22 protein-coding genes are annotated in these 21,061 nt (G+C 32.6%); 4 read left to right on the forward strand and 18 right to left on the reverse strand.

Annotated elements, in window-relative coordinates:
* Nucleotides 1-23: 23 nt before the first annotated feature.
* The 8 genes from ACFVRR_RS21495 to ACFVRR_RS21530 all read right to left on the reverse strand — a co-directional run bounded on the left by ACFVRR_RS21495 (nucleotide 24) and on the right by ACFVRR_RS21530 (nucleotide 8,528).
* The gene (locus tag ACFVRR_RS21495; RefSeq protein WP_387332509.1) at nucleotides 24-1,646 is read right to left on the reverse strand and encodes a long-chain-fatty-acid--CoA ligase; all 1,623 of its coding nucleotides are present in this window, start codon (nucleotides 1,644-1,646) and stop codon (nucleotides 24-26) included.
* A gap of 60 nt (nucleotides 1,647-1,706) precedes the next feature.
* Nucleotides 1,707-2,459 (reverse strand): SDR family NAD(P)-dependent oxidoreductase, encoded by a 753-nt coding sequence (locus ACFVRR_RS21500; protein ID WP_387332511.1) that lies wholly within the window; start codon nucleotides 2,457-2,459, stop codon nucleotides 1,707-1,709.
* Between the two features lie 35 nt (nucleotides 2,460-2,494).
* Nucleotides 2,495-3,733, reverse strand: a complete 1,239-nt coding sequence (locus ACFVRR_RS21505; RefSeq protein WP_387332513.1) for an acyl-CoA dehydrogenase family protein — start codon at nucleotides 3,731-3,733, stop codon at nucleotides 2,495-2,497.
* A gap of 62 nt (nucleotides 3,734-3,795) precedes the next feature.
* A complete protein-coding gene (locus tag ACFVRR_RS21510; protein ID WP_387332515.1) occupies nucleotides 3,796-4,545 on the reverse strand; it encodes a 2-phosphosulfolactate phosphatase in 750 nt (249 codons plus the stop codon).
* Nucleotides 4,546-4,581: 36 nt separating this feature from the next.
* Nucleotides 4,582-5,355 carry an SDR family oxidoreductase gene (locus tag ACFVRR_RS21515; RefSeq protein WP_387332517.1) on the reverse strand — a complete coding sequence of 258 codons (774 nt, stop codon included), beginning with the start codon at nucleotides 5,353-5,355 and terminating at the stop codon, nucleotides 4,582-4,584.
* 514 nt (nucleotides 5,356-5,869) lie between these two features.
* On the reverse strand, nucleotides 5,870-7,171 hold the full coding sequence (locus ACFVRR_RS21520; protein WP_387332519.1) for a S1C family serine protease: 1,302 nt from the start codon (nucleotides 7,169-7,171) through the stop codon (nucleotides 5,870-5,872).
* A gap of 473 nt (nucleotides 7,172-7,644) precedes the next feature.
* The gene (locus ACFVRR_RS21525; RefSeq protein WP_387332521.1) at nucleotides 7,645-7,962 is read right to left on the reverse strand and encodes a helix-turn-helix domain-containing protein; all 318 of its coding nucleotides are present in this window, start codon (nucleotides 7,960-7,962) and stop codon (nucleotides 7,645-7,647) included.
* 80 nt (nucleotides 7,963-8,042) lie between these two features.
* Nucleotides 8,043-8,528 carry an Lrp/AsnC family transcriptional regulator gene (locus ACFVRR_RS21530; protein WP_097977775.1) on the reverse strand — a complete coding sequence of 162 codons (486 nt, stop codon included), beginning with the start codon at nucleotides 8,526-8,528 and terminating at the stop codon, nucleotides 8,043-8,045.
* A 230-nt stretch (nucleotides 8,529-8,758) separates the two neighbouring features.
* On the opposite strand from ACFVRR_RS21530, the gene ACFVRR_RS21535 reads away from it, so the two are divergent.
* A complete protein-coding gene (locus tag ACFVRR_RS21535) occupies nucleotides 8,759-9,682 on the forward strand; it encodes a DMT family transporter (RefSeq protein WP_387332523.1) in 924 nt (307 codons plus the stop codon).
* A gap of 187 nt (nucleotides 9,683-9,869) precedes the next feature.
* On the opposite strand, the gene ACFVRR_RS21540 is transcribed toward ACFVRR_RS21535, so the two are convergent.
* The 4 genes from ACFVRR_RS21540 to ACFVRR_RS21555 form a co-directional block, all read right to left on the reverse strand.
* Nucleotides 9,870-10,646 carry a helix-turn-helix domain-containing protein gene (locus ACFVRR_RS21540; protein WP_387332555.1) on the reverse strand — a complete coding sequence of 259 codons (777 nt, stop codon included), beginning with the start codon at nucleotides 10,644-10,646 and terminating at the stop codon, nucleotides 9,870-9,872.
* A 25-nt stretch (nucleotides 10,647-10,671) separates the two neighbouring features.
* The gene (locus ACFVRR_RS21545; protein WP_387332525.1) at nucleotides 10,672-11,247 is read right to left on the reverse strand and encodes a LysE family translocator; all 576 of its coding nucleotides are present in this window, start codon (nucleotides 11,245-11,247) and stop codon (nucleotides 10,672-10,674) included.
* 352 nt (nucleotides 11,248-11,599) lie between these two features.
* Nucleotides 11,600-11,956: a DUF2500 domain-containing protein gene (locus ACFVRR_RS21550; RefSeq protein WP_387332527.1), complete on the reverse strand. Its 357-nt coding sequence runs from the start codon at nucleotides 11,954-11,956 to the stop codon at nucleotides 11,600-11,602.
* A gap of 109 nt (nucleotides 11,957-12,065) precedes the next feature.
* Nucleotides 12,066-12,350 (reverse strand): hypothetical protein, encoded by a 285-nt coding sequence (locus ACFVRR_RS21555; RefSeq protein WP_387332529.1) that lies wholly within the window; start codon nucleotides 12,348-12,350, stop codon nucleotides 12,066-12,068.
* 676 nt (nucleotides 12,351-13,026) lie between these two features.
* Here ACFVRR_RS21555 and ACFVRR_RS21560 point away from each other — a divergent pair.
* On the forward strand, nucleotides 13,027-13,194 hold the full coding sequence (locus ACFVRR_RS21560; RefSeq protein WP_387332531.1) for a DUF3934 domain-containing protein: 168 nt from the start codon (nucleotides 13,027-13,029) through the stop codon (nucleotides 13,192-13,194).
* Nucleotides 13,195-13,361: 167 nt separating this feature from the next.
* On the opposite strand, the gene ACFVRR_RS21565 is transcribed toward ACFVRR_RS21560, so the two are convergent.
* The 3 genes from ACFVRR_RS21565 to ACFVRR_RS21575 all read right to left on the reverse strand — a co-directional run bounded on the left by ACFVRR_RS21565 (nucleotide 13,362) and on the right by ACFVRR_RS21575 (nucleotide 14,758).
* Nucleotides 13,362-13,562: a cold-shock protein gene (locus ACFVRR_RS21565; RefSeq protein WP_069032402.1), complete on the reverse strand. Its 201-nt coding sequence runs from the start codon at nucleotides 13,560-13,562 to the stop codon at nucleotides 13,362-13,364.
* Nucleotides 13,563-13,732: 170 nt separating this feature from the next.
* Nucleotides 13,733-13,909: a hypothetical protein gene (locus ACFVRR_RS21570; RefSeq protein WP_387332534.1), complete on the reverse strand. Its 177-nt coding sequence runs from the start codon at nucleotides 13,907-13,909 to the stop codon at nucleotides 13,733-13,735.
* 294 nt (nucleotides 13,910-14,203) lie between these two features.
* Complete coding sequence (locus ACFVRR_RS21575) at nucleotides 14,204-14,758, reverse strand: hypothetical protein (protein ID WP_387332536.1); 555 nt, start codon at nucleotides 14,756-14,758, stop codon at nucleotides 14,204-14,206.
* A 423-nt stretch (nucleotides 14,759-15,181) separates the two neighbouring features.
* Here ACFVRR_RS21575 and ACFVRR_RS21580 point away from each other — a divergent pair, with 423 nt between their 5' ends.
* Complete coding sequence (locus tag ACFVRR_RS21580; protein ID WP_387332538.1) at nucleotides 15,182-16,696, forward strand: MDR family MFS transporter; 1,515 nt, start codon at nucleotides 15,182-15,184, stop codon at nucleotides 16,694-16,696.
* A 43-nt stretch (nucleotides 16,697-16,739) separates the two neighbouring features.
* Here ACFVRR_RS21580 and ACFVRR_RS21585 read toward each other — a convergent pair whose 3' ends face one another.
* Nucleotides 16,740-17,396, reverse strand: a complete 657-nt coding sequence (locus ACFVRR_RS21585; RefSeq protein WP_387332540.1) for an HAD family hydrolase — start codon at nucleotides 17,394-17,396, stop codon at nucleotides 16,740-16,742.
* Between the two features lie 69 nt (nucleotides 17,397-17,465).
* On the reverse strand, nucleotides 17,466-18,008 hold the full coding sequence (locus ACFVRR_RS21590; protein ID WP_387332542.1) for a GNAT family N-acetyltransferase: 543 nt from the start codon (nucleotides 18,006-18,008) through the stop codon (nucleotides 17,466-17,468).
* A 260-nt stretch (nucleotides 18,009-18,268) separates the two neighbouring features.
* On the opposite strand from ACFVRR_RS21590, the gene ACFVRR_RS21595 reads away from it, so the two are divergent.
* A complete protein-coding gene (locus tag ACFVRR_RS21595; RefSeq protein ID WP_387332544.1) occupies nucleotides 18,269-19,474 on the forward strand; it encodes a cytochrome P450 in 1,206 nt (401 codons plus the stop codon).
* 158 nt (nucleotides 19,475-19,632) lie between these two features.
* On the opposite strand, the gene ACFVRR_RS21600 is transcribed toward ACFVRR_RS21595, so the two are convergent.
* Nucleotides 19,633-21,054 (reverse strand): aminotransferase-like domain-containing protein, encoded by a 1,422-nt coding sequence (locus tag ACFVRR_RS21600; RefSeq protein ID WP_387332546.1) that lies wholly within the window; start codon nucleotides 21,052-21,054, stop codon nucleotides 19,633-19,635.
* Between the last annotated feature and the right edge of the window lie 7 nt (nucleotides 21,055-21,061).

Genomic DNA, 21,061 nt, shown 5'->3' on the forward strand with positions numbered 1-21,061 from the left:
TATTAACAATACCCTATCTTCCATTATCCTTGATAGATAGAGCTATCTTCTTCTCTAATAGCTCTTCTTAATATTTTGCCAACATTGGTTTTAGGAAGTTCGTTTCGGAATTCGATTATTCGTGGAACTTTATATGTCGCTAAATGATTTTGGCAGTATTCCTTCATTTCCTCAATGGGAAGATGTTTATCTTTTTTAAGGACAATCACTGCTTTAACTGTTTCACCTCTATAGGAGTCGGGTACACCTATTACAACAGCCTCTTTAACGTAGGGATGCTCATAAATTACTTCTTCGATTTCACGAGGATACACGTTAAAGCCACTTGCTATAATCATATCCTTTTTTCGATCTAAAATTGAGACGTATCCATCTTCATCAACGCTCGCGATATCACCTGTATATAACCAACCATCTCTAATTGTATTTGCCGTTTCTTCTGGCAAATTCCAATAGCCTTTCATCACTTGAGGTCCTTTAATAATTAATTCACCAATTTCACCGACTGGAACTTCGTCTAATCCGCTAGCTATGTCAACGATTTTTGAATCAGTAGATGGATAAGGGATGCCCACGGTGCCAGGCTTTCTTTTAGCAAATGCAGGATTACTATGAGTAGTTGGGGATGCTTCAGATAATCCATAGCCTTCTAAAATAGTTGCACCTGTCTTTTTTTCAAATTGCTTCATGAGTTCTACTGGCATCGGTGCACTGCCACTATTGCAAAGCTTAATTGCATCAATCCCATATTTTTCAGACTCAGGATGATTTATTAACGCAATATACATTGTAGGCACACCTGGAAATAGTGTAGGTTGTTCATTTTTTATCGTATTTAAAACTTCTTCAATTTCAAAACGAGGTAGGATGATCATTTCGTTTGCCATAAAAACACTTAAATTAATACAGACAGTCATTCCATAAACATGGAAAAACGGTATGATGGATAAGACCCGCTCACAACCTGGATCAAATGCGCCTTTAAAAAATTCACTTTGCTGCATTATATTTGCGTATAGATTTCGGTGGGTTAGCATTACTCCTTTAGAACGTCCAGTAGTACCACCTGTGTATTGAAGAATTGCAACATCTTCATGAGAATCAATCGAAACAGGTTTCAATTCTTGATTTCCACTTTGCAAAAAACTTCCAAATGATATTGCTTCTTCATCATTCTCTGCTGTACCAGTTAAATTTACTACTATAAGTTTCCGTAAGTTCGTTTCTTCAATTAACGGTTTGACTTTTGGGTACAAACTATTTAATACAACAATCGTTTCAGTTCCAGAGTCATTTAATACTTCCTTTAGTTCCCTTTCAACAGACATTGGATTTATTTGGGTTACAATACCACCTACAGTTAGAATTCCATAATATGAAATAACATATTGTGGACAATTTGGAAGCATGATTGCTATTCGGTCACCTTTTTGAATGCCATCTTTTTGTAAAGCAGAAGCAAATTTCTTTACTGCCAATTGTACTTCTTTATACGTATTCTTTTTACCATAAAATGATAGACAAGAATGATTAGGGTAGTTTTCGGCAACTTCGTTAAACATTTCTGGAATTGATTTTGTCGGAATTGATAGTTCTTTTGCAATATATTCAGGATAGTGAGCTAACCATACTTTATTTGTTGACATACATAACTCTCCATTTCTGATCATGAATATAGTTTTAAACAACTTTTCAAATCTAATAGATTAGAATATTAATCCTCCACCATCAACTGATAACGTTGCTCCAGTTACGAATGAGGCTTCATCAGATGCTAGAAATAGTGCAGCTGATGCGATTTCATCTGGAGTCCCTATTCTACCAAGAGCATTTGCACGGGATAAAATCGGCCACTTTCTTTCATCATTTTTCCATTCCTTTATAATATTTGTATCAATTATTCCTGGAGCAATGGCATTTACTCGGATATTATATTTTCCGTATTCTAATGCTGCATTTTGCGTTAATAAAACCACTCCTCCTTTCGAAGCATTGTAAGCACTTACATATTTCCTTCCTTTTAAACCTAGTAAACTAGCTGTATTGATAATCACACCATTGCCTGATTTTTTCAACTCTGAAATAGCATATTTTATGCCTAAAAATACACTTTTTAGATTAATATCGATTACTTGGTCCCATTCCTCTTCTGCTAAGTCTACACTTCTTACTTCGGAGTTTCCTATTCCAGCATTGTTAAACAAAATATCAATTCTACCAAAATGTTCAACGGCTCTTTTCATCAAATTTTGAATGCTTTTGCTTTCGGCTACATTCGTTTTTACGAAAATAGCTTCTTGATTTTGTTCATTTATTTCACTTAGCGTTTCTTCGCCAGTAACTTCATTTATGTCTGCTATAACAATTTTTGCTCCCTCTTTTGCGAAGCGGATAGCAGTAGCACGCCCGATCCCACTACCTCCGCCTGTAATAACTGCGACTTTATCTTTTAATCTCATATTGATCCTCTCTTAATCTTGTAATTTATTTTGAATTAACTTTTTATTGTAGATAAGTTTTTTTCAGTAGCATGTTTTTTTAATTCTAATCTTGCTAACTGCGCTCGATGTACTTCATCTGGACCATCAGCTAATCTTAACGTTCTCGCATTTGCCCATTGTGCAGCTAACGTATAATCATCAGATACACCTGCAGCTCCAAAGGATTGAATAGCGCGATCAATTACTCGTAAAGCCATTGAAGGTGCGACGACTTTTATCATTGCAATTTCTGCTTTCGCTTCTTTATTACCAACAGTGTCCATCATATATGCGGCCTTTAAGGTTAGTAATCTAGCTTGCTCAATTTCAATTCTTGAATTAGCAATCCACTCTTGAATAACGCCTTGATTTGCAATTGGCTTACCAAATGTTACTCGATTTTGAACACGCTTACACATTTCTTCGAGTGCACGTTCGGCAGCACCAATTAATCTCATACAATGGTGGATGCGACCTGGACCAAGTCTACCTTGTGCAATCGCAAATCCTTTCCCTTCTCCCCATAAAATATTGCTTTCAGGAACTTTTACATTTGTAAACGTAATTTCTGCATGTCCATGTGGTGCATGATCATAACCGAATACTGGTAATACCCTTTCGATTTTTACACCTGGTGTATTTAATGGGATTAGAATCATAGATTGCTGTTCATACTTAGGTGCATCCGGGTTCGTTTTGCCCATAAATATTGCAATTTTACATCTAGGATCCCCCGCTCCTGATGACCACCATTTTCGACCATTAATAATATAATAATCACCTTCTTTTTTGATCCTCGCTTCAATATTTGTTGCATCAGAAGAAGCGACCTCAGGCTCGGTCATTGAAAAGCAAGAGCGAATTTCACCATTTAAAAGTGGTACTAACCATTTTTCCTTTTGCTCTTTCGTACCATATCTTTCTAAAACTTCCATATTTCCTGTATCTGGTGCACTACAATTAAATACTTCCGGTCCAATCATTGATCGCCCCATAATTTCGCATAATGGAGCGTATTCTAAATTCGTTAATCCTGCTCCTAGGTCACTTTCAGGTAAAAATAAATTCCATAATCCTGCTTGTTTTGCTTTATGTTTTAATTCTTCCATAATCGGGGGTACATCACTCCACCGAGTTTCTTGAGCATTTAACTGTTGCTCATATATTCGCTCATTAGGATAAACATAGGTTTCCATAAATTTTGTTAATTTTAATTGAAGCTCTTTAATTTTTTGAGAATATAAAAAATCCATTCAATCATCCCTTTCACAACTAGTGTTTGCCTAACATATTACAGCGTTTAATAGAACAATATTTAAATAGTTTCCTTTGAAAAGTTGACATTAATAACGCTTTTACCATCTGCAAATATCGGTACAACATTAAAAATACTTTTACTAGAAACAAATTTTAATTCCTCTTCAAATCCATAGCGAAATAACATTTTACCAACATTCGATTCCGCTAAAATCTCATTAGATTTTTCTTTCAAACCTAAGTAAAAATAATGGGCAGACTTAGCTGCATCGGATAAATCAAAAGGACATGATTCATTTACTAAGCAATCAATAAAATAACCTGCTCCATAAAAGTCTTCCATATTAAATTGTCCTGACGACCCCGAACATACTAAAATAACAGACTCATCTTTGTAGGATTGTCTTAAGTGATTTGCAACTGCATTTGCATTCAAAATCGATGCCGCGTACACTCTCTTTGCATTTTGGGAATTTTTTAACGCCACAGTTCCATTCGTTGTTGATAAAACGATTGACTGATCAGCAACGATTTTCTTTAATGTTAATGGATTAGGAGATAGAAAACCTTCAATTGTATTCCCTTCATATTCCCCAATTAATAGATATTCTTTGTCCAAATTTTTATTTGTGAAAAGAACTGCCTCTTGTCCATTCATAACAGGTATGACCTCTTTAGCACCAAAGGCTAAAGCCGCTGTAATTGTTGAAGTAGCAAGCAATACATCAAAAACGACTACTATCTTTTCATCGTTAAGTTTTTGATCATCAATTTCTTCTTTTTTCATCAAAAGATGAAGTTTGCCCATTTACAAAACTCCTTTTTGATTATGATGTTTCAAACATTAAACGATCGATGTTCCACCATCAACAACTAGAACAGACCCAGTCACATAATTCGAAGCTGGCGCTGCTAAAAATAAAGCCGCGCCTTTTAACTCGTCTTCATTTCCAAATTTCTTAAGTGGTATTGATTCTAATATTTCATCTGTTCCGTGGGAAATAACATCTTTAGACATTTTTGTCGGGAAAAATCCAGGAGCTATTGCATTTACATAAATGCCACTTGGACCCCATTTCGCAGCTAAATCTTTTGTAAAACTAATCACTGCACCTTTACTTGCACTATAACCAACAGCATTCATTACGTTTGGATTCGTTCCCACTAAGCCAGCAATCGAAGCAATATTAATAATTTTTCCGGACTTTTGTGCTAACATGATTTTCCCTACTGCTTGAGACATTAAAAACGTACCGGTTACATTAACATTCATTACTTTATTCCATGCCTCTAATGGCATTTCTTCAGCTGGTGCGCCCCAAGAAGCACCACTATTGTTTACTAAAATATCAACTCGGCCAAATTTCCCCTTCGTTTCGTCAACTACTCTTTGCACATCCTCTTTGTTTGTTACATCACACTTCAATGCAAAAGATTCTACACCTAAACTTTTCAATTCTTCACTAATTTCCTGGCATGCTTCTACATTTCGAGAGCAAAGTACTACATTCGCACCTGCTTCAGCAAATCCTTTCGCGATTTGTTCACCTAGACCTCGTCCACCACCAGTTATAATTGCTACTTTACCAGTTAAATCAAATAACTCTTTTACGTGCATTTCAAATCCTCCTAAAATTAGTATTTATTTTATAAAGCCCCTATTTTTGCTCAAAACTTTCGCTTCATTTTAAACAAATGTTAGATACTAACCAGTCGGTATGTTGGTTAATTAAATAATACAAGAAAAATTCTGAATATTCAATATTAAATGTTGTTTAAATTTTTTATGTTACTTTTTATCCATATTCAAATTTACTAGAATTTATATTTAAGATACATATTTTGAAATGACATTTTTTAAAACTACTATTTCTAGGTATATCTAACAACAAAAAAACTTTTGAAATGTTTAAACTAATAAATTATTGACCATCCTTCATTTATACGGCTCCTTTTGTTTGTAGCTCTACAATTGGCTTGGGTAGGATTTTTCATCCCACTTATTAGTTCCAATTGCAACCTACGATCAGCAAAATGGAGCCGTTTTGTTCATTATGAAGCACTATTTCTAATAAATTTTTCATTATTTATGATGTTTACTTTGCAGGTTTTGGGCAGGATCATACTAAAGTTTAACCGGATTCATTATCGGTTGATGGTGGATTGGCTGTGGTATTTGATTTTGGATTGCTGTTATACGTGAACGTGTAAAGAAGAAGAATGAGGATTAGTATACATGCGACAATATCTTGAATGAAAAAACTCGTTTTATGATTTGCCCAAAGTGTTTTGCTTGAACTCATTTTTTGTTTCGATTCATGAATATATCGTTTTACTTCTGGATGGTTTGGATAGATTTGTTGGACAGCTTCGAATTTTGACAGTGCATCTTTGTAATAGCCGGCCCAGTAGAAAGTTAACCCTTCTTTGAACAATTTATCAGTTTGGCTTTTTGTGTCATGTACTTCCGATTTATAGACAACTTTTTTCAATGTGTTCACAGGTACAGCAAAATGAAATCCTTGTACTTCTTGATCATTCACCGTATCTCCTCGGAAGGTGAGTAAGCCAATCAATTGTCCCTTGTTGTTGATGATCGGTCCTCCACTATTCCCATGAGTAGATGCTGCGTTGATTTGAAGGACCGGGCTACCTGCTAATGTAGTTTTTGAGATCGCTGAGATTTGCCCTTTATTCATCGTGGGGATAACATAACTATGCATGGATAGCAATTCTGAATCTGCCGCAGCTGGGTAGCCAATTACCCAAATATTGTCTTGATCTTGAATGGAATCACTGTTTCCAAGAGGGATCGTTGGATAGTTGGAGCCATCGATTTTTAAAAGGGCCACATCTTTTCCATGATCGGTAGGTTGTTGATACTTTTTGACGACTGCGCTAATAGGTTCATCTACAGTCGGTAAGTACACGTCGACGCCTTTTTGGAAGATTTCGTAACTAGTATACTGTTTCAAGTAAGCATCTGTGTATTTGTGCGTCCAATTGTTTTCCGTTGCAACATCATCCACAAGAATTGAAAATGCCTCAGAAACTATATCATGATCGGACAATTGATGAGAATAAACGAGAACATGAGCGTTTGTCACAATATAGCCGTCCGAATTAATGATAGCGCCTGATCCAAAACCGTCCAGTTCAGTTTTATAATCCCATTTCTTCAACACACTCATTACTCGTTTATCATCTAATGTAATCGTCCATTTCACAATCGCATAATCAACAATTCGAACAACCGCTGGCTTTGTCGTTTCAGCTAATTGTTGAGGTTTGAGTATGTAAGGGGCCGATGGTTTCGTTGAAGTGAGCACAAACGATGTAGCGATTAAGATCGCCAATACAATACAAAATGGAATGGTCACGAATGCCTTTTTTTTCATTCCAAACACCCTTTCATTTGTTTTGCTTACGATCATCTCCCATTAGGAGTACATACACTAAAGCAAAAAAATGACAAAACACCCTTACTCATATTTGTAGTATAAAATAAATTATTTTTTTCCATTGGATTCATGCTAAAAATCAACTAAATTAATATCTTTACTTTAATGCAATAGAAAAAGCCGCATTTATGCAACTTAGAGTATGTAGACAAAGTAAAAATAACCTGATTTTCAGACTGATTGCAAGCGTTTGTCTTTCGAGGCGCGAAGCCTGGTGAGGAGTGGAGTTACCCTAGACGGTAATGAGCACCGCAGACAGGCGAAGCAACGAAGAAAGCGAGCGTTTGTCAACAGTCTGAAAGCCGCATTTATGCAGCTTATTCTATTTTACTATTGTATGGTCATTAAATATAAAAAAGATTTAATTATTGAAAATTTCTTCGCTAATCACTCATAACTTCTTCTTTTGTAAAAATACGTTTATTCAAATGTTATTGTTAAAAAAATTAAGGAATCGTTATTAAATCCACATTTATTAAGCATTTATCGATTGCTGATTTAGGATAGTAAAACTGAGAGCCGATTTTTATATGAGGAAGTTCACTTGAATAACTACCTTCTTCATCATCTAACTCTGTTAGTTTTTGAATTTCTTCTTTACTTAAACCTAAATAATTAACTAATTCCGTCTCTGTTAATAGTTGATGCTGTACAGGACGACTCGTTGTAGTTTTTTTTCCCATTCCATTTGAAATCATCCAACTTCCAATTACGATACATACTCCTAAAAGAAAGATTGATTTAGCTATAATATCATTTTTCATTTATTCAACTTAGGCACACATTACCCTTTTTTATTAAATGATTCCGTATTGTAAACCAAAGGTCTAAGGTTTATAAAATATTATTCTTCTTTTTCACATAAAGGCAAAACAGTAGAATTCTTGATTTCTCTTAAAGCTAAACTTGTTTGAATTCTTGTAATTCCGAGTTGATTTAACTTCCGAATAAAGCTCTCTAATTCTTTTCGTTCTCTATTCGCAACTTTTAATAGATAGTCATACTCACCTGTTAATAAGTGACACTCTAAAACTTGAGGCATGGATTTTAATTGTTTCTCTAATACTTCTAATTTATCGGCTTGATGGATATTTGTATTGATAAAAATAAAACAAAGTAAGTCAAATCCTAGCTTTTCTTGATTTAAAATTGCAACTTGCCGATCGATGTATCCTTCATTTTCCAATCGTTTGACTCTCGCATGTGTAGCAGGTGGTGACAAATTTACATGTCGCGCTAGTTCTGTATTGCTTATTTGGCTTTCCTTTTGTAGCTTATCTAAAATTTTAACATCTACTTCATCTAACACTTTATTTCCTTGATATTCCACTAATATCTACTCCCTTTCAATTATTCGGAAAACAGTCTGAATCCAACAAATAAAACGAATTTTATTCTTTAAAACGATATATTTAATTAAAATTATTTCGCATTTATACCATTATACAAAATATTCTACGGTAAAACACACAATTATGTTAAACTATTTAAAAAATAGTAAGAAATCACTGTGTAAAGTCTTTTTTAAAACATAAGAACAGTGAACTAGGGGGGTTACATATGCCAATCTTATATATACTGTTGTTATTATTAACAAGTTTTTTATGGGGAGGAAATTTTGTCGTTGGAAAATCCCTTGTTGGTCATGCTTCTCCAATGACCTTGACGACTCTAAGATGGGGAATAGCAATTATCGTATTATTACCAATAGTATGGTGGAAAGAAAAAAAGATTTTACCACCACGTAAAGCTATTCTTCCATTAATCATGATGGGAGTAACAGGTGTTGTTCTTTTTAATCTTTTTCAATTTATGGCATTAGAAAAGACATCTGCAACGAATGTTGGGTTAATTTCGACCTTAAATACAATTTCCATTGCTTTATTTTCATCTTTATTTTTAAAAGAAAGACTGAACTTTTTACAAATATTTTCGATGATTATATCGTTCTTTGGCGTTATTCTTGTGCTTTCAAAAGGAGATATGAATCTACTATTCTCAATGAAATTAAATTTAGGAGATTTATGGATGGTCATTGCCGTATGCATATGGGGGATCTATTCGGTTTGTAGTAGATGGGCGACAACGCATATATCACCTATGATGTCTACACTATACTCAGGGATATTTGGACTCGTTGTAATCTTCCCTTTTAATCTGACAGATTTTACGCTTGTAAAAATGAATGGCTCATTTATTTTTACAATATTATATACTGGGATTATTTCAACAGTTTTATGTATGCTCTTTTGGAATATTGGTGTCCAAAAAATTGGCGCAACTTCAGCAGGTATTTTCCTAAACTTCAATCCAATTTTCACAGCCATTTTAGCGTTTTTCTTATTAAATGAAAAAATGACATGGATTCAAGGCCTTGGGAGCATAATCGTTATACTAGGTAGTTTCTTGTTTACTTACTTTAAAACAAATAGAATGTCTAAAAGCAAACGGATTGTAAAGAAAGCAATGAAATCTCCAGCATAAAGTGTTATTAGCTGTAGGTTAGTTGATTTAACAACTTTTAAAAAATCCTGCATCTAAGCTAAGATACAGGATTTTTCTTGTTTTCTTATAGCTCGTTAATTAATAATTCTTTTTCTGAATCCATCAATATTAATAGAACAACTACTCCTACTTAAAATAACTCCCCAAGGACAATCATAAATTCTCCTTAATCTAAATATGACATATACTCATAAGCTGTTGTTCCATATACGCTCTTGAAATGTTTATTTAAATGAGTTAAATCTACAAAGCCACATTCCGATACCGCTGAATAAATATCTCTATTTTTTTCGATCAATTGCTTTGCCCGTTCGATCTTACAGTTAAGAAAGTATTGATACGGTGATATTCCGGTATGAGACTTAAAGAATCTAATAAACTTGAATTTAGATAAATTAAGTTTGTTACATATTTCATCAAGCTTAAGAACATTTTCCAAATTGGTATGAATCAAATTCTTCGCTTTTTGCATTAGTGCGTTATCTTTCTTATACGCTGATGAAAGATTAGTTCCTATAAGAAGATCTGTGAGAGATACTAATAATTCACTACAAAATGCCTCATCCTTACCACTTAAAATAGCATTAGAAAGATTTAATATTTTTTGTTCAAGAATTCGATCATACACTATGGGGTTTGAAAAACGAACTAAGTCCTTGTTCTCATTCACTTCCAATAGCAATTGTGGATCAATATATAGCATGACATAATCAAGGCCAGACTCATCATGTGCCATTCCGTCATGTGCTTGTTCTGGATTAAAAAGCATGACACCATTTTGATGTGATAACTGTAAAATTCCATCCAGATTATACTGTTGAATACCACGTAATGTAACACCTATTGCATACTCCTTGTGAGAGTGTTTTTTATACTTAAAATCAGTAATACTTGCTGATAGTGCCGTAATACCTGATGATTTTTTATAGATAAATTTCTCCAGTGAACTCACCTCTTTAACAGCTTACTTACATCCATATCATGACTGCAGCATAAACTAAGGATAATGCCAGCACGATATTAACAGTCTTTTTGTGTTTCTGTAAAAACACCTTGAAGATTGAACCGAAAAGAACCCATGTAATAAATGCTAAGAATCCGATGATTGTGATCACCATAACACTAATTGTAACTGCAGGCATTGCGACATAATAGGGTAATATATAGCTAGGAATAACTGTCATTGTAAACAGTACTACCTTTGGATTTAAAAACTGCATAAGAAAGCCTGACTTAAAGGTACCTGTTTGCTTTTTGGATGAATTGGATGAATCCATTTTATAAATCTGAACAGCAAGATAGATCATATAAACACTTCCTATAACCTGCATAAGATGTAAAATTTTGGGAATAACCCCTATCAGCAAAGTGTTTAACATTGCAGAAATTAATAGCAATATACCAAAAGCAAGCGTTGCACCATACGCATATTCCAATGCCTTCTTTGTCCCATTATTATGCACTGTCGATAATATTACGATATTAGTAGGACCTGGTGTAAAAGTAACAATAAAACAATATAATACAAAAGATGTAAAATTCATGAGGTAACTCCTTTCAAGTTATTCTCATTTCATCTTACATTTTAAATTTAAAAGCTATATAGTATATTATTGCAGGTTTATTCTATAAATTAAAACCATATATATTAGGTGCTAATCCCTTAAACCCCTGATTTACTTTATTAATTAGGGAAATTCTATGAACACCTTTAATTATGATTTAAATATCTTGATAATCAGCTAGTTAAATAATTTGTAAAAGAAGTAAATATTAATTTAATAAAATAGCAGCCTATGGCTGCTATTTTTGTTCAACTAATGTAGCGTAAGTTCAATAGGTTCTATAAAATAAGTTATTAATGAGACCAGCTTAAATTTATGAAGCACTTTGAACTTATTTACTTCTAATAAATCCTTGATATCTTGTTCCTTGAAATGAAAGCTCTCCATTATCGCCTTCAACAATCATTCCGTATTCTGTATCCTTTACCTCAAATTCTAACCGATCTCCACTTTCTACTTCGAACGTTACAAAATAATTACTATATGACGAATGTTCCCTTCCACCACTTACTTTAGTTCTTTTAGTTATTGCTTTGGCTTTTACATTTAATTTTGGTGAATTGTTATTTTTGTTCCATTGCGTAACTCCTTTTATAATTGAGAATAATAAAATGGATATAACAACTACAAAAGATATACCAATGAAAATTGGACCGAACGTAAAAATAAAATCTTCGCCTTCAAACATTTTACCCCTCCTAGGATCATTTCCATTTTCATGCTGTGAACTAACTATGGATATTTTATCGAAATTAAAATAGCTTAATTGAAATTTATTTATATTTTTAATTAATTTATTATTGATTGTAAAACCCGTCTAAATAATCATTTCGCTTGAAGTATCTATAGGCTTCTTCATGTTTATTTTTCATTTCATTAAGGCTATCATTTAGATGTTCGATTGTACTTTTAGAGAATTCTTCATTTCCCTTAGTATCACCGCTACTATAACTCATCAAATCCATTAAGTAGGCATCTTTAGATGAAGTTGCACAAATAATCCATAATAAAAGACCCTTATCAGGCGTTTTTTTAAATTTAAAATTCTCTAATACTTCATCTAATTTCCCGATATCCTCCATCGATTTTTTTTCCAATTCACTTACTTTATTTTTATCATTTTTATTTACTAAGATTTTTTCTAGCTGATTTAAATCTGATCTTACAATTATAAGAGATGAGTTTATTTTTTCTACTTTAGTTTCATTAGTTTTTGATATGGATATGATGAATTCGATTTAAAATAAATCAAAATTCCCAATCCAATAATAATAATCATTGAAGAAATGACTATTAAATTTCTGACAAATACTTTTTTCGTAGTTTTCATGTTGAAACCTTATCCTCCATTTTTTTAATGTTTTTTTAATTGTATCAACTAGATAAGTTTTTGTATTTGGGGAATTTGGTCCTTTTTTACAATAATTTTCAGATTATCCTTATACAGCTAATCTGTCATTTATCTCTAAAAAAATGACTTTATATAGCCGATCGTATTGATTCAACTAAAGCATCCTACTTAAAAACTATCAAACTAAAAAATATAAGATTTACAGACACCCTATTCTCCCTCTATCATAGATAGACTATAATCATTTTATAGGTCAAATGTATGCTTTCGTTCAATTACAATAAAGACATATAAATGTCTTCTTATTGAATATATTTATCACTCTATTCATGTTTAACTCACAAGTTAATTAGAAATTACTGAAAAACTGTAAAGTAATTAGTGTATAATAGGTATGAGGTGTTTATATGAGTAAAGCTAAAGCTAAAGGCGGTACAGGTAGAGGTACAGATAAGAAGGGTTGGAATAGGTGGCAAGCTAGTGCAAAAAAAGCAAAGAACGCGAAGCCCTATGTTAGCAAAGGAACTAAAAATAAGGCCAATTCCAAAACAACTAATAATAATTCAAATGACTAATTATATTCGATAATTATTAGTAACTTCATTTTATATGGTCTATAATACTTTAAACCATTTTCTTTACTAAGATATTCCCCTTATTCTTTATGGAATAAGGCTTTTTAAATTTAAAAGACATAAAAAGAGTCGGATTCTACTTTATAGATTCCGACTCTTTTTTTCAATTAAGCCTTTTTAACATTAGTTGCTTGTGGTCCGCGTTGACCTTGTTCTACTTCGAACGTAACGGCTTGACCTTCATCTAATGATTTAAATCCATCAGTTTGAATTGCTGAGAAATGTACGAATACATCATCACCATTTTCACGCTCAATAAATCCAAATCCTTTTTCTGCATTAAACCATTTTACTTTACCATGTTCCATTTTTGTAACCTCCCAGTGTGGCTTGCACACAATGTAATATCCTAATTTTAACAATTTAGTTATGAATTATCAAATTTCCATGAAAAAAAATAAAATAGCTGAGTAATATGGCTGATTTAAAGTTGATTATTGTATAACTAACTCTTGCTATATTGATTAAGAGAGTATCCTTATTTCTTCTCTAAATTACTTATTCTTTGCTCTAATTCTTCTATTTTTTTATTTGAAATATACAAATTATTTGCTGCAAATAATCTTACTTTTTTAATAATAATAATCACGATATATACTACTACAATTAGAATGATCAATTGTAGTAACGTATTGAGTAAACTAAAATTATCCATTTTGCATACTCCTTTTCAACATAATACATTAAAATTGCTTGTTCAAAAGCGACATCCTTAAACACTTTTTCAAGTGGTGAAATCAGTCTTGTGCATCCAAACAACTTGCCCACTACTGTAACAAAAGTGTGTTAGAGATATTTCAATTTTTTTCCAGCAAGACGTAATTAATTTTAATAATTCCATTTAAGATTATAAAATCCTTTATTTATTAAACGATCCTTACATTTACTGAAAATAAAAAAACTGCAATTAAGCAGTATATGATTTTCACCTAAGCATGCGTTAAATGAACTAGTTTAATTTATTGATATAATCTATTTCAAATTTCAAATCACTATTTTTTCCTTGTTTATTTCCTACTTTATTTGTCGCTAATGGAAAGCGTTGCTTATTTTCCAAGTAAAATTTTAACTCTAAAAATGTACTTAATGGAAATTCGTGTGCATGCCACATTTCTTTATATCCAACAATTCCGTACTCCATGAGAATCATTTCAACTTCTTTTAAAACTTCTTTTAAGAAAACATCATAAGGACATTCTTCATTTAATACTACTGTTTCATCTTCATCATCGTCACAGTAAATAAGATTAATAAGTATATTTTCGTTATCTAAATATTTTAAGTTCCATTCTAAAATATCAGGCTCGGCATCCCACATATAATATGAACCATTTTCTTTAAAATCGCCAACTGGATCAAATAAAGGATGTATTTCTTTTATTGCATTTAAAATACCACCTAACGCATCTGTCAAATACCCTGGACCGAAACTGAAACTTTTATTATTAATCTCTATCTTAAAATTTGCCCAACCTGAACCCCTTAATTTATATTCAAACTTCATTTTTCTAGCATCCTTTATGGTTATTTTGAAAATAATTATATCATTCCTTATTCAATTTAACTGCCATTATGTTGAATAATAAAACTCAGCCTTCACTATTATTTATATATTTCAAACAACCACAAAGATAAGAGTTACTACCTAAAGGATTTTTAAACGAAGTAAAGAATAAATAAATGTAGAAGAAAATGATAGAATTGACATTTTTACTTGAAATTTGAATTTCCTCTTTAAATTTAGGTATAAAGAATCAAAAAGATTTAAAACGATGACACGTAAATGTAAATCAAAGATAAAATCACTATGCTTGGATTTTTCTAAAAAAGCTTCATTCCCATAAGTTTTAAACTATTACAAGTTCTTCTTTTTTAAGTATTCAATGAATCAATTGAATAATATTGAAAGGTCATAAGGAGGAAAAGGATGAAAGAAAATAACAAGACTCTTATTTTAATAGGACTAATGATTGGAGTCATCTTCTCAGAGCTTGATGAGACAGTCGTTTCAACAGCTATGCCAACAATTATTAGGGATTTAGGAGGGTTAGCGCTTTACGGTTGGGTTGGTGGAGTTTACATGCTTTCAATGACCTCCTTTATGGCAATACTCGGCAAACTTGCGGATTTATATGGTCGAAAAAAAATATATTTATTTAGTATGGGTTTATTTATGGCTGGCTCAATTATTAGTGGTACGGCTCATTCTATGGAAGTCCTTTTAATTGGTCGTGGAATTCAAGGGATTGGTGCCGGTGGGTTAATGCCACTTGCGATGGTCATTTTCGGAGACAGTTTCCCAGTTGAACAACGTGCAAAGCTACAAGGTATTTTCGGAGCTGTCATGTTTATACCTCAACTACTTGGACCGCTCATTGGAGGATATTTTGTACAGCATATATCATGGCACTGGATCTTCTTAGTAAATATTCCAGTAGGAGTTTTAGCTGCAATTTTATTAGCTTTAGGATTAAACGAATCGAAAGTAGACAAAAAAATCAATATCGACTGGTTTGGTGGGATTTTACTAGTTACCACGTTAATCAGTTATCTACTTACTCCTGTACTTCATCAAACAGAAGGATATGCATGGAGTGATCCTAAAATGATCGGTTTACTTATTTTAGGAACTATTTTACTTGGATTATTTATATTTGTAGAGTCAAAAGCAAAAGAACCAATTATCCCATTGCACTTATTTAAAAATAGAAACTTTGTTGTCATTTCAGCTCTTGTATTTGTATTTGTTCTTGCGATCATGGGGTCACTTTCATCCTTCCCATTCTTCTCGCAAAATGTACTCGGTTTAACACCTACTGAATCTGGCTATTTAAATTTACCAATTATGGTTGGTGCGATGGGTGCAAGTGTAGTTGCTGGTCGAGTAATGAATAAATTCTCGTATCGAAATATTTACGGTGTTTCATTTATTATACCAATGATCGGTTTCTATTTACTTACAGGTATTACAGCTCACACTTCAATTATTACTTTCGTTATTTATTTCATTATTCTTGGACTTGGATTCGGTGCATTATTTAACAATGCATTAATTGTTCAAGAATCAGTTGAAAAGGAAAATGTAGGGATTGCACAATCTGCCGTTATGTTATTTCAATCCATTGGTATGACGATTGGCTTTAGTTTATTTGGTTCTCTATTAGCCTCTAAAATTACATCAGGGATGAAATCACTAGCTGGTAGTCTTACTGTGGATCAATTGCTACAATTAAAAAATGTACAAAATGGTATGATTCCCTCTAATCTTGATCAAAACCTACTTGAAAAAGTAAAAACAGTCTTTAGTCATGCATTCCAGGATTTATATTGGGTATCTTTCGTGCTTGCCATTTTAACATTTCTAATTTGTTGGGGTCTGAAAAAGGAAATTTTAATAAAGAAAGATGAAGCAAGTGAAGTAAAAGAAGTGAATTCTATTTAACAAAAGAACCATTCCAATTTTTTGGGAATGGTTTTTTATCTATTTATTTGTTTGTTATATGCTTAATAACCTCTTCTAAAGATTTTTCTGCCATCGATGATATTCTTAAACTGTGGTTCTCAAACTTTAAATGTGATGTAACTTGATTCGGAACAATTACACAGTGTAACCCTGCTTTCGTTGCTGCAATTAGTCCATTCAACGAATCTTCAAATGCGACAGCCTCTGATGCTTGAACTCCAATCTCCTCAATTGCTTTTAAATATAGCTCCGGATCTGGTTTAACTTTCTTTACATCATCTTTCGTCTTTATTACTGAAAAGTATTCATAAATATTTAATTTTTTTAAGAAGCTTTCTACCCACTCTCTTGAGGAGCTAGAAGCCAAAGCTATTTGTAATCCAGCATTTTTTGCTGAGATTAAATAGTCCTCTACGTTTTCTCTTAGTGCCGGCTCGAGTAGCTTCTCATCAACTAACCCTTTAGCCATTTGTTCGATCAGCTCTTTTTCTATTGGCTCTTTTAAATTTGAATTAATAAAATCGAATAAAATTTCATCACTTGTTCCGACAACTTCTGAAAACTTTTGAAGAGTTAATTCCACTTCATACCGTTGTAGTACTTCCTTATATGCTTCGAACCATACAGACTCAGTATCGACAATTAGACCATCAAAATCAAATATTACAGCTTTAATCATTCCATTTCTCCTTTTCCTTAATTAGACAATTTTACTATTTTATTGGTATTTCAGTTTAATATTGTTTTTTTATTTTTGCCAATCAGGTTTAATGAGAGAAAATACGTTTAAATCATGAGACTGATTCCCTTGAACTAAATAACCTCTCAGTAATCCTTCTTTTTGAAACCCTAACTTCTCAACTAAAGTAGATGAGGCTGTATTATCTGGAAAAATATTAGCTCCAATTCGATAGATTCCTAGTTTATTAAAGCAATAAGATGAGATTTCCTTAATCGCTTCTGACATAAATCCTTTTCTCCAATATTCAGGTAATAAATCATATCCAATTTCAGTTTTTCTAGCGTGTAAGACTAAATTATTTAAACCAATTGTCCCGATTAATTTTTTTGATTCTTTTTCAACTATTCCCCACCGCATTCCTAGTTGATTTTCAAATCTAGTTTGAAAGGAATCGATCATTTTAACCGCTTGATCTTTTTCAGTAAAGGGGTCTATACCATAGTATTTAATTACCTCTTCATTTGAAAAGATGGAAAAAATCTCATCAACATTTTTTTGTGTAATTTGTACTAAAGATAATCTTTCTGTTTCTAAAACTGGAAAATCCATCATGTTACCCCCTTCTAATACGTTGAATAATCTCATAAACTCAGTTTGTTTACTTGAAGTACCTTATTTTACCATATATAATGATTTAATTTTCTTAATTTTTATTTGATTTATTTCTTTTTCATTTATAACTATTTCCTCATGAAAATCATTCTGTACAAAAGTATTCTTTTTTTGAGTTATCCAAAATTTGGGAATAATCCATTTTCACAGAAATAGAAATAAATAGACTCATTTCATTCATAAGGGAGAACAGTTGTATGAACAATCAATTAAAAGTGAATCCACAGCAATTTTACAAAGACCCATATTCGTATTTTAGTAACGCTCGACAAATAAGTCCTATGCTTTATACCGAGCTATTTCAGAGAACTGGATGGCTAGTAACAGGCTATAGAGAAGCCGAATTCATACTAAAAGACCCCCGTTTTATAAAAGAAGCAACCAAAGTCACTCCACCTGAGCAAATACCTGAAAGTGTTATGCCTGCAATTGCAATAAATCGAAAAATGATGTTATTTCGAGATGCTCCTGATCATACAAGATTGAGGAATCTCGTGAACAAAGCCTTTTCTCCAAGAATGGTTGAAAATTTACGAACTTCGGTAAATGAAATTGCTGATTATTTAATAGCAAATATGAAGGGAAAATTTACCCACGAACTAATCCGTGATTTTTCATATTTACTACCTGTATTTGTCATAACTGATCTATTAGGTGTTCCGAAAGAAGATCGAAATTTATTTCGCAATTGGTCTGATGCATTTATTAAATTTATTGATTTTAATACGACTATGGAGGATTTAGAGTTAGTATCAAAGGATATTCTTGATGCTTCTAATTATTTCAGAAATCTTATATCTAAAAGAAGAATTGAACCTAAAGAGGATTTAATTAGTAATTTAATCGTAGCGGAGGAATCTGGTGATAAATTAAGTGAAGATGAAATGATCGCAAGTTGTCTTCTTTTATTAATAGCGGGTCATGAAACTACTGTTAATTTAATCACGAATGGATATTATTTATTATTAAAACATCCTGAGCAATTTGAGCTATTAAAAAATGATTTAACGTTAATTCCTTCAGCTATTGAAGAAATATTAAGATACGAATCACCCGTTATTTTTACTTCTAGGTGGGCTAGAGAAGACTTTGAGTTCGCTGGAAATTCGATTAAAAAAGGCGATTACTTTATGGTTTCATTAGGTGGAGCCAATTACGATCCAACAGTCACAACTAATCCTGAAACATTTGATATCACTCGAAAAAATATAAAACATTTATCCTTTTCATCCGGCCCGCATTTCTGCTTAGGTGCCCCACTTGCTAGATTAGAAGGACAAATTGCAATCGAAAAACTGATTAGACATTTAGTGAATCCAGTTCTAATAGAGGAGCCAACTCGCCGTAAAAATGTTGCATTTCGAGGGTTTGAAAGCTTAAAGATTCAGGCAAGTATCCAGTGAGGTTTCTAGCAAACTGTGTACTTTTGCAGACAGAAATTAAATTTTAATTTACTATGATGTAGAACAATATATAACCTAAAAAAGAGCATCGAAATCTCGGTGCTCTTTTTTACTTGCAAAATCTTCATTAAAAGGGACAAATAAGGTTCTAAGTGAAATCAATGTTGGCTTATTTTTAGTAAAATATTTAATCCCTGTTTTAATTCTTCAAATGACGCGTAGGCATAAGAAAGACGAATATGATGTAAATCTCTTGGTTCGTATATATAACCTGGATTAATCAATATATTTTCTTTAAGTAATTTTAAAAATAAAGTTTTATTTACAATTGGATTATGAAACCTGAGCCATATGTAGAAACCACCTTCAGACTTTTTCCATGAAGCTATTTTTTTAAAGTCCTTTTCTAAAATTTCTTCTACGTATTTAGCTCTTCTTTGCAATTGTTCACGAAGGTTAACTAGATGCTTTTCGTATAGACCTTTTTCGATCCAGTATGATACGATTTCTTGTGAAAAGGCACTTGAACCATAATCTGTTTGCATTTTAATATCAGCTAATCGTTCAATTACGGGTGAAGGTGCAACAACCCAACCAATTCTTAATCCTGGACTTAGTGTTTTGGATACACTCCCTATATAAAGAACTTGTCCTGAATTATCAAACGATTTTATAGCAGGAGAAGATGATTCAAAAAGCAATTCGTGATACACATCATCTTCAATAATCGGAATTTGTAGCTCTTTGCATGTATCAAATAGATTTTGCTTTTCTTCCAACGACCAATTATAGCCTGTTGGATTGTTTAAAGTTGGAACACAGTAAAATAAAGATTGCCTCTTCCCTTTATGTGCCCGTAAATTATCTTTTAATTGATGTTCTCTTGAGACTGAAATCATTCGCATACCATTCGATTGAAAGGGATGAACTGAATTTAAATACGAACATTGTTCTTGAAATAAAATGGACCCCTCTTCCAATAATCCAACTGCAATTAATTGAAGTGCTTGAAGTGCACCCGAAACAATTAAAATGTTCTCTGGTGCTGATTCAATACCGCGTTTTTTTAAATAATTACTTAAAATTCCTCGGAGCTTTTCACTTCCTTGTGGAGATGAATAGCCAATTGATTTGGAATCAAGTGAAATCTTTCTTAACGAATCTTCTATTTGTTTAGTTGGTAATAATTCAGGTGATAATTCACCTGTTCCAAGACGTATGATATGATCCATTTGCTCAAATTCATTTATGAGCTGAATCGTATGGTAATTTGGTTTATGAATACTTGATTCAATATGTCTCTGCCAATTTGGTTGATATTTGCTCAAAAGTACATTCCAAGAATTGTTAGCCACATATACCCCTGAACCCATTTTTGTTTCGATTAAACCATCTGCCCTTAATTCATCAAGTGCAAGTTGTACGGTACTACGATTCACATTAAATTGCGTTGCTAGTTGACGCTGTGTTGGAATCTTTGTGCCAACAGACCAATCACCTCGTTCAATTCGAGATTTTATCCAATCTACAATTTGCTCTTGAACAGTCAAATGAGAATCACGATTTGGTTTCCATTTCATCTAACTC

Source organism: Gottfriedia sp. NPDC057948 (assembly GCF_042887255.1).
In the GTDB taxonomy this organism is placed as follows: domain Bacteria; phylum Bacillota; class Bacilli; order Bacillales; family Bacillaceae_G; genus Gottfriedia.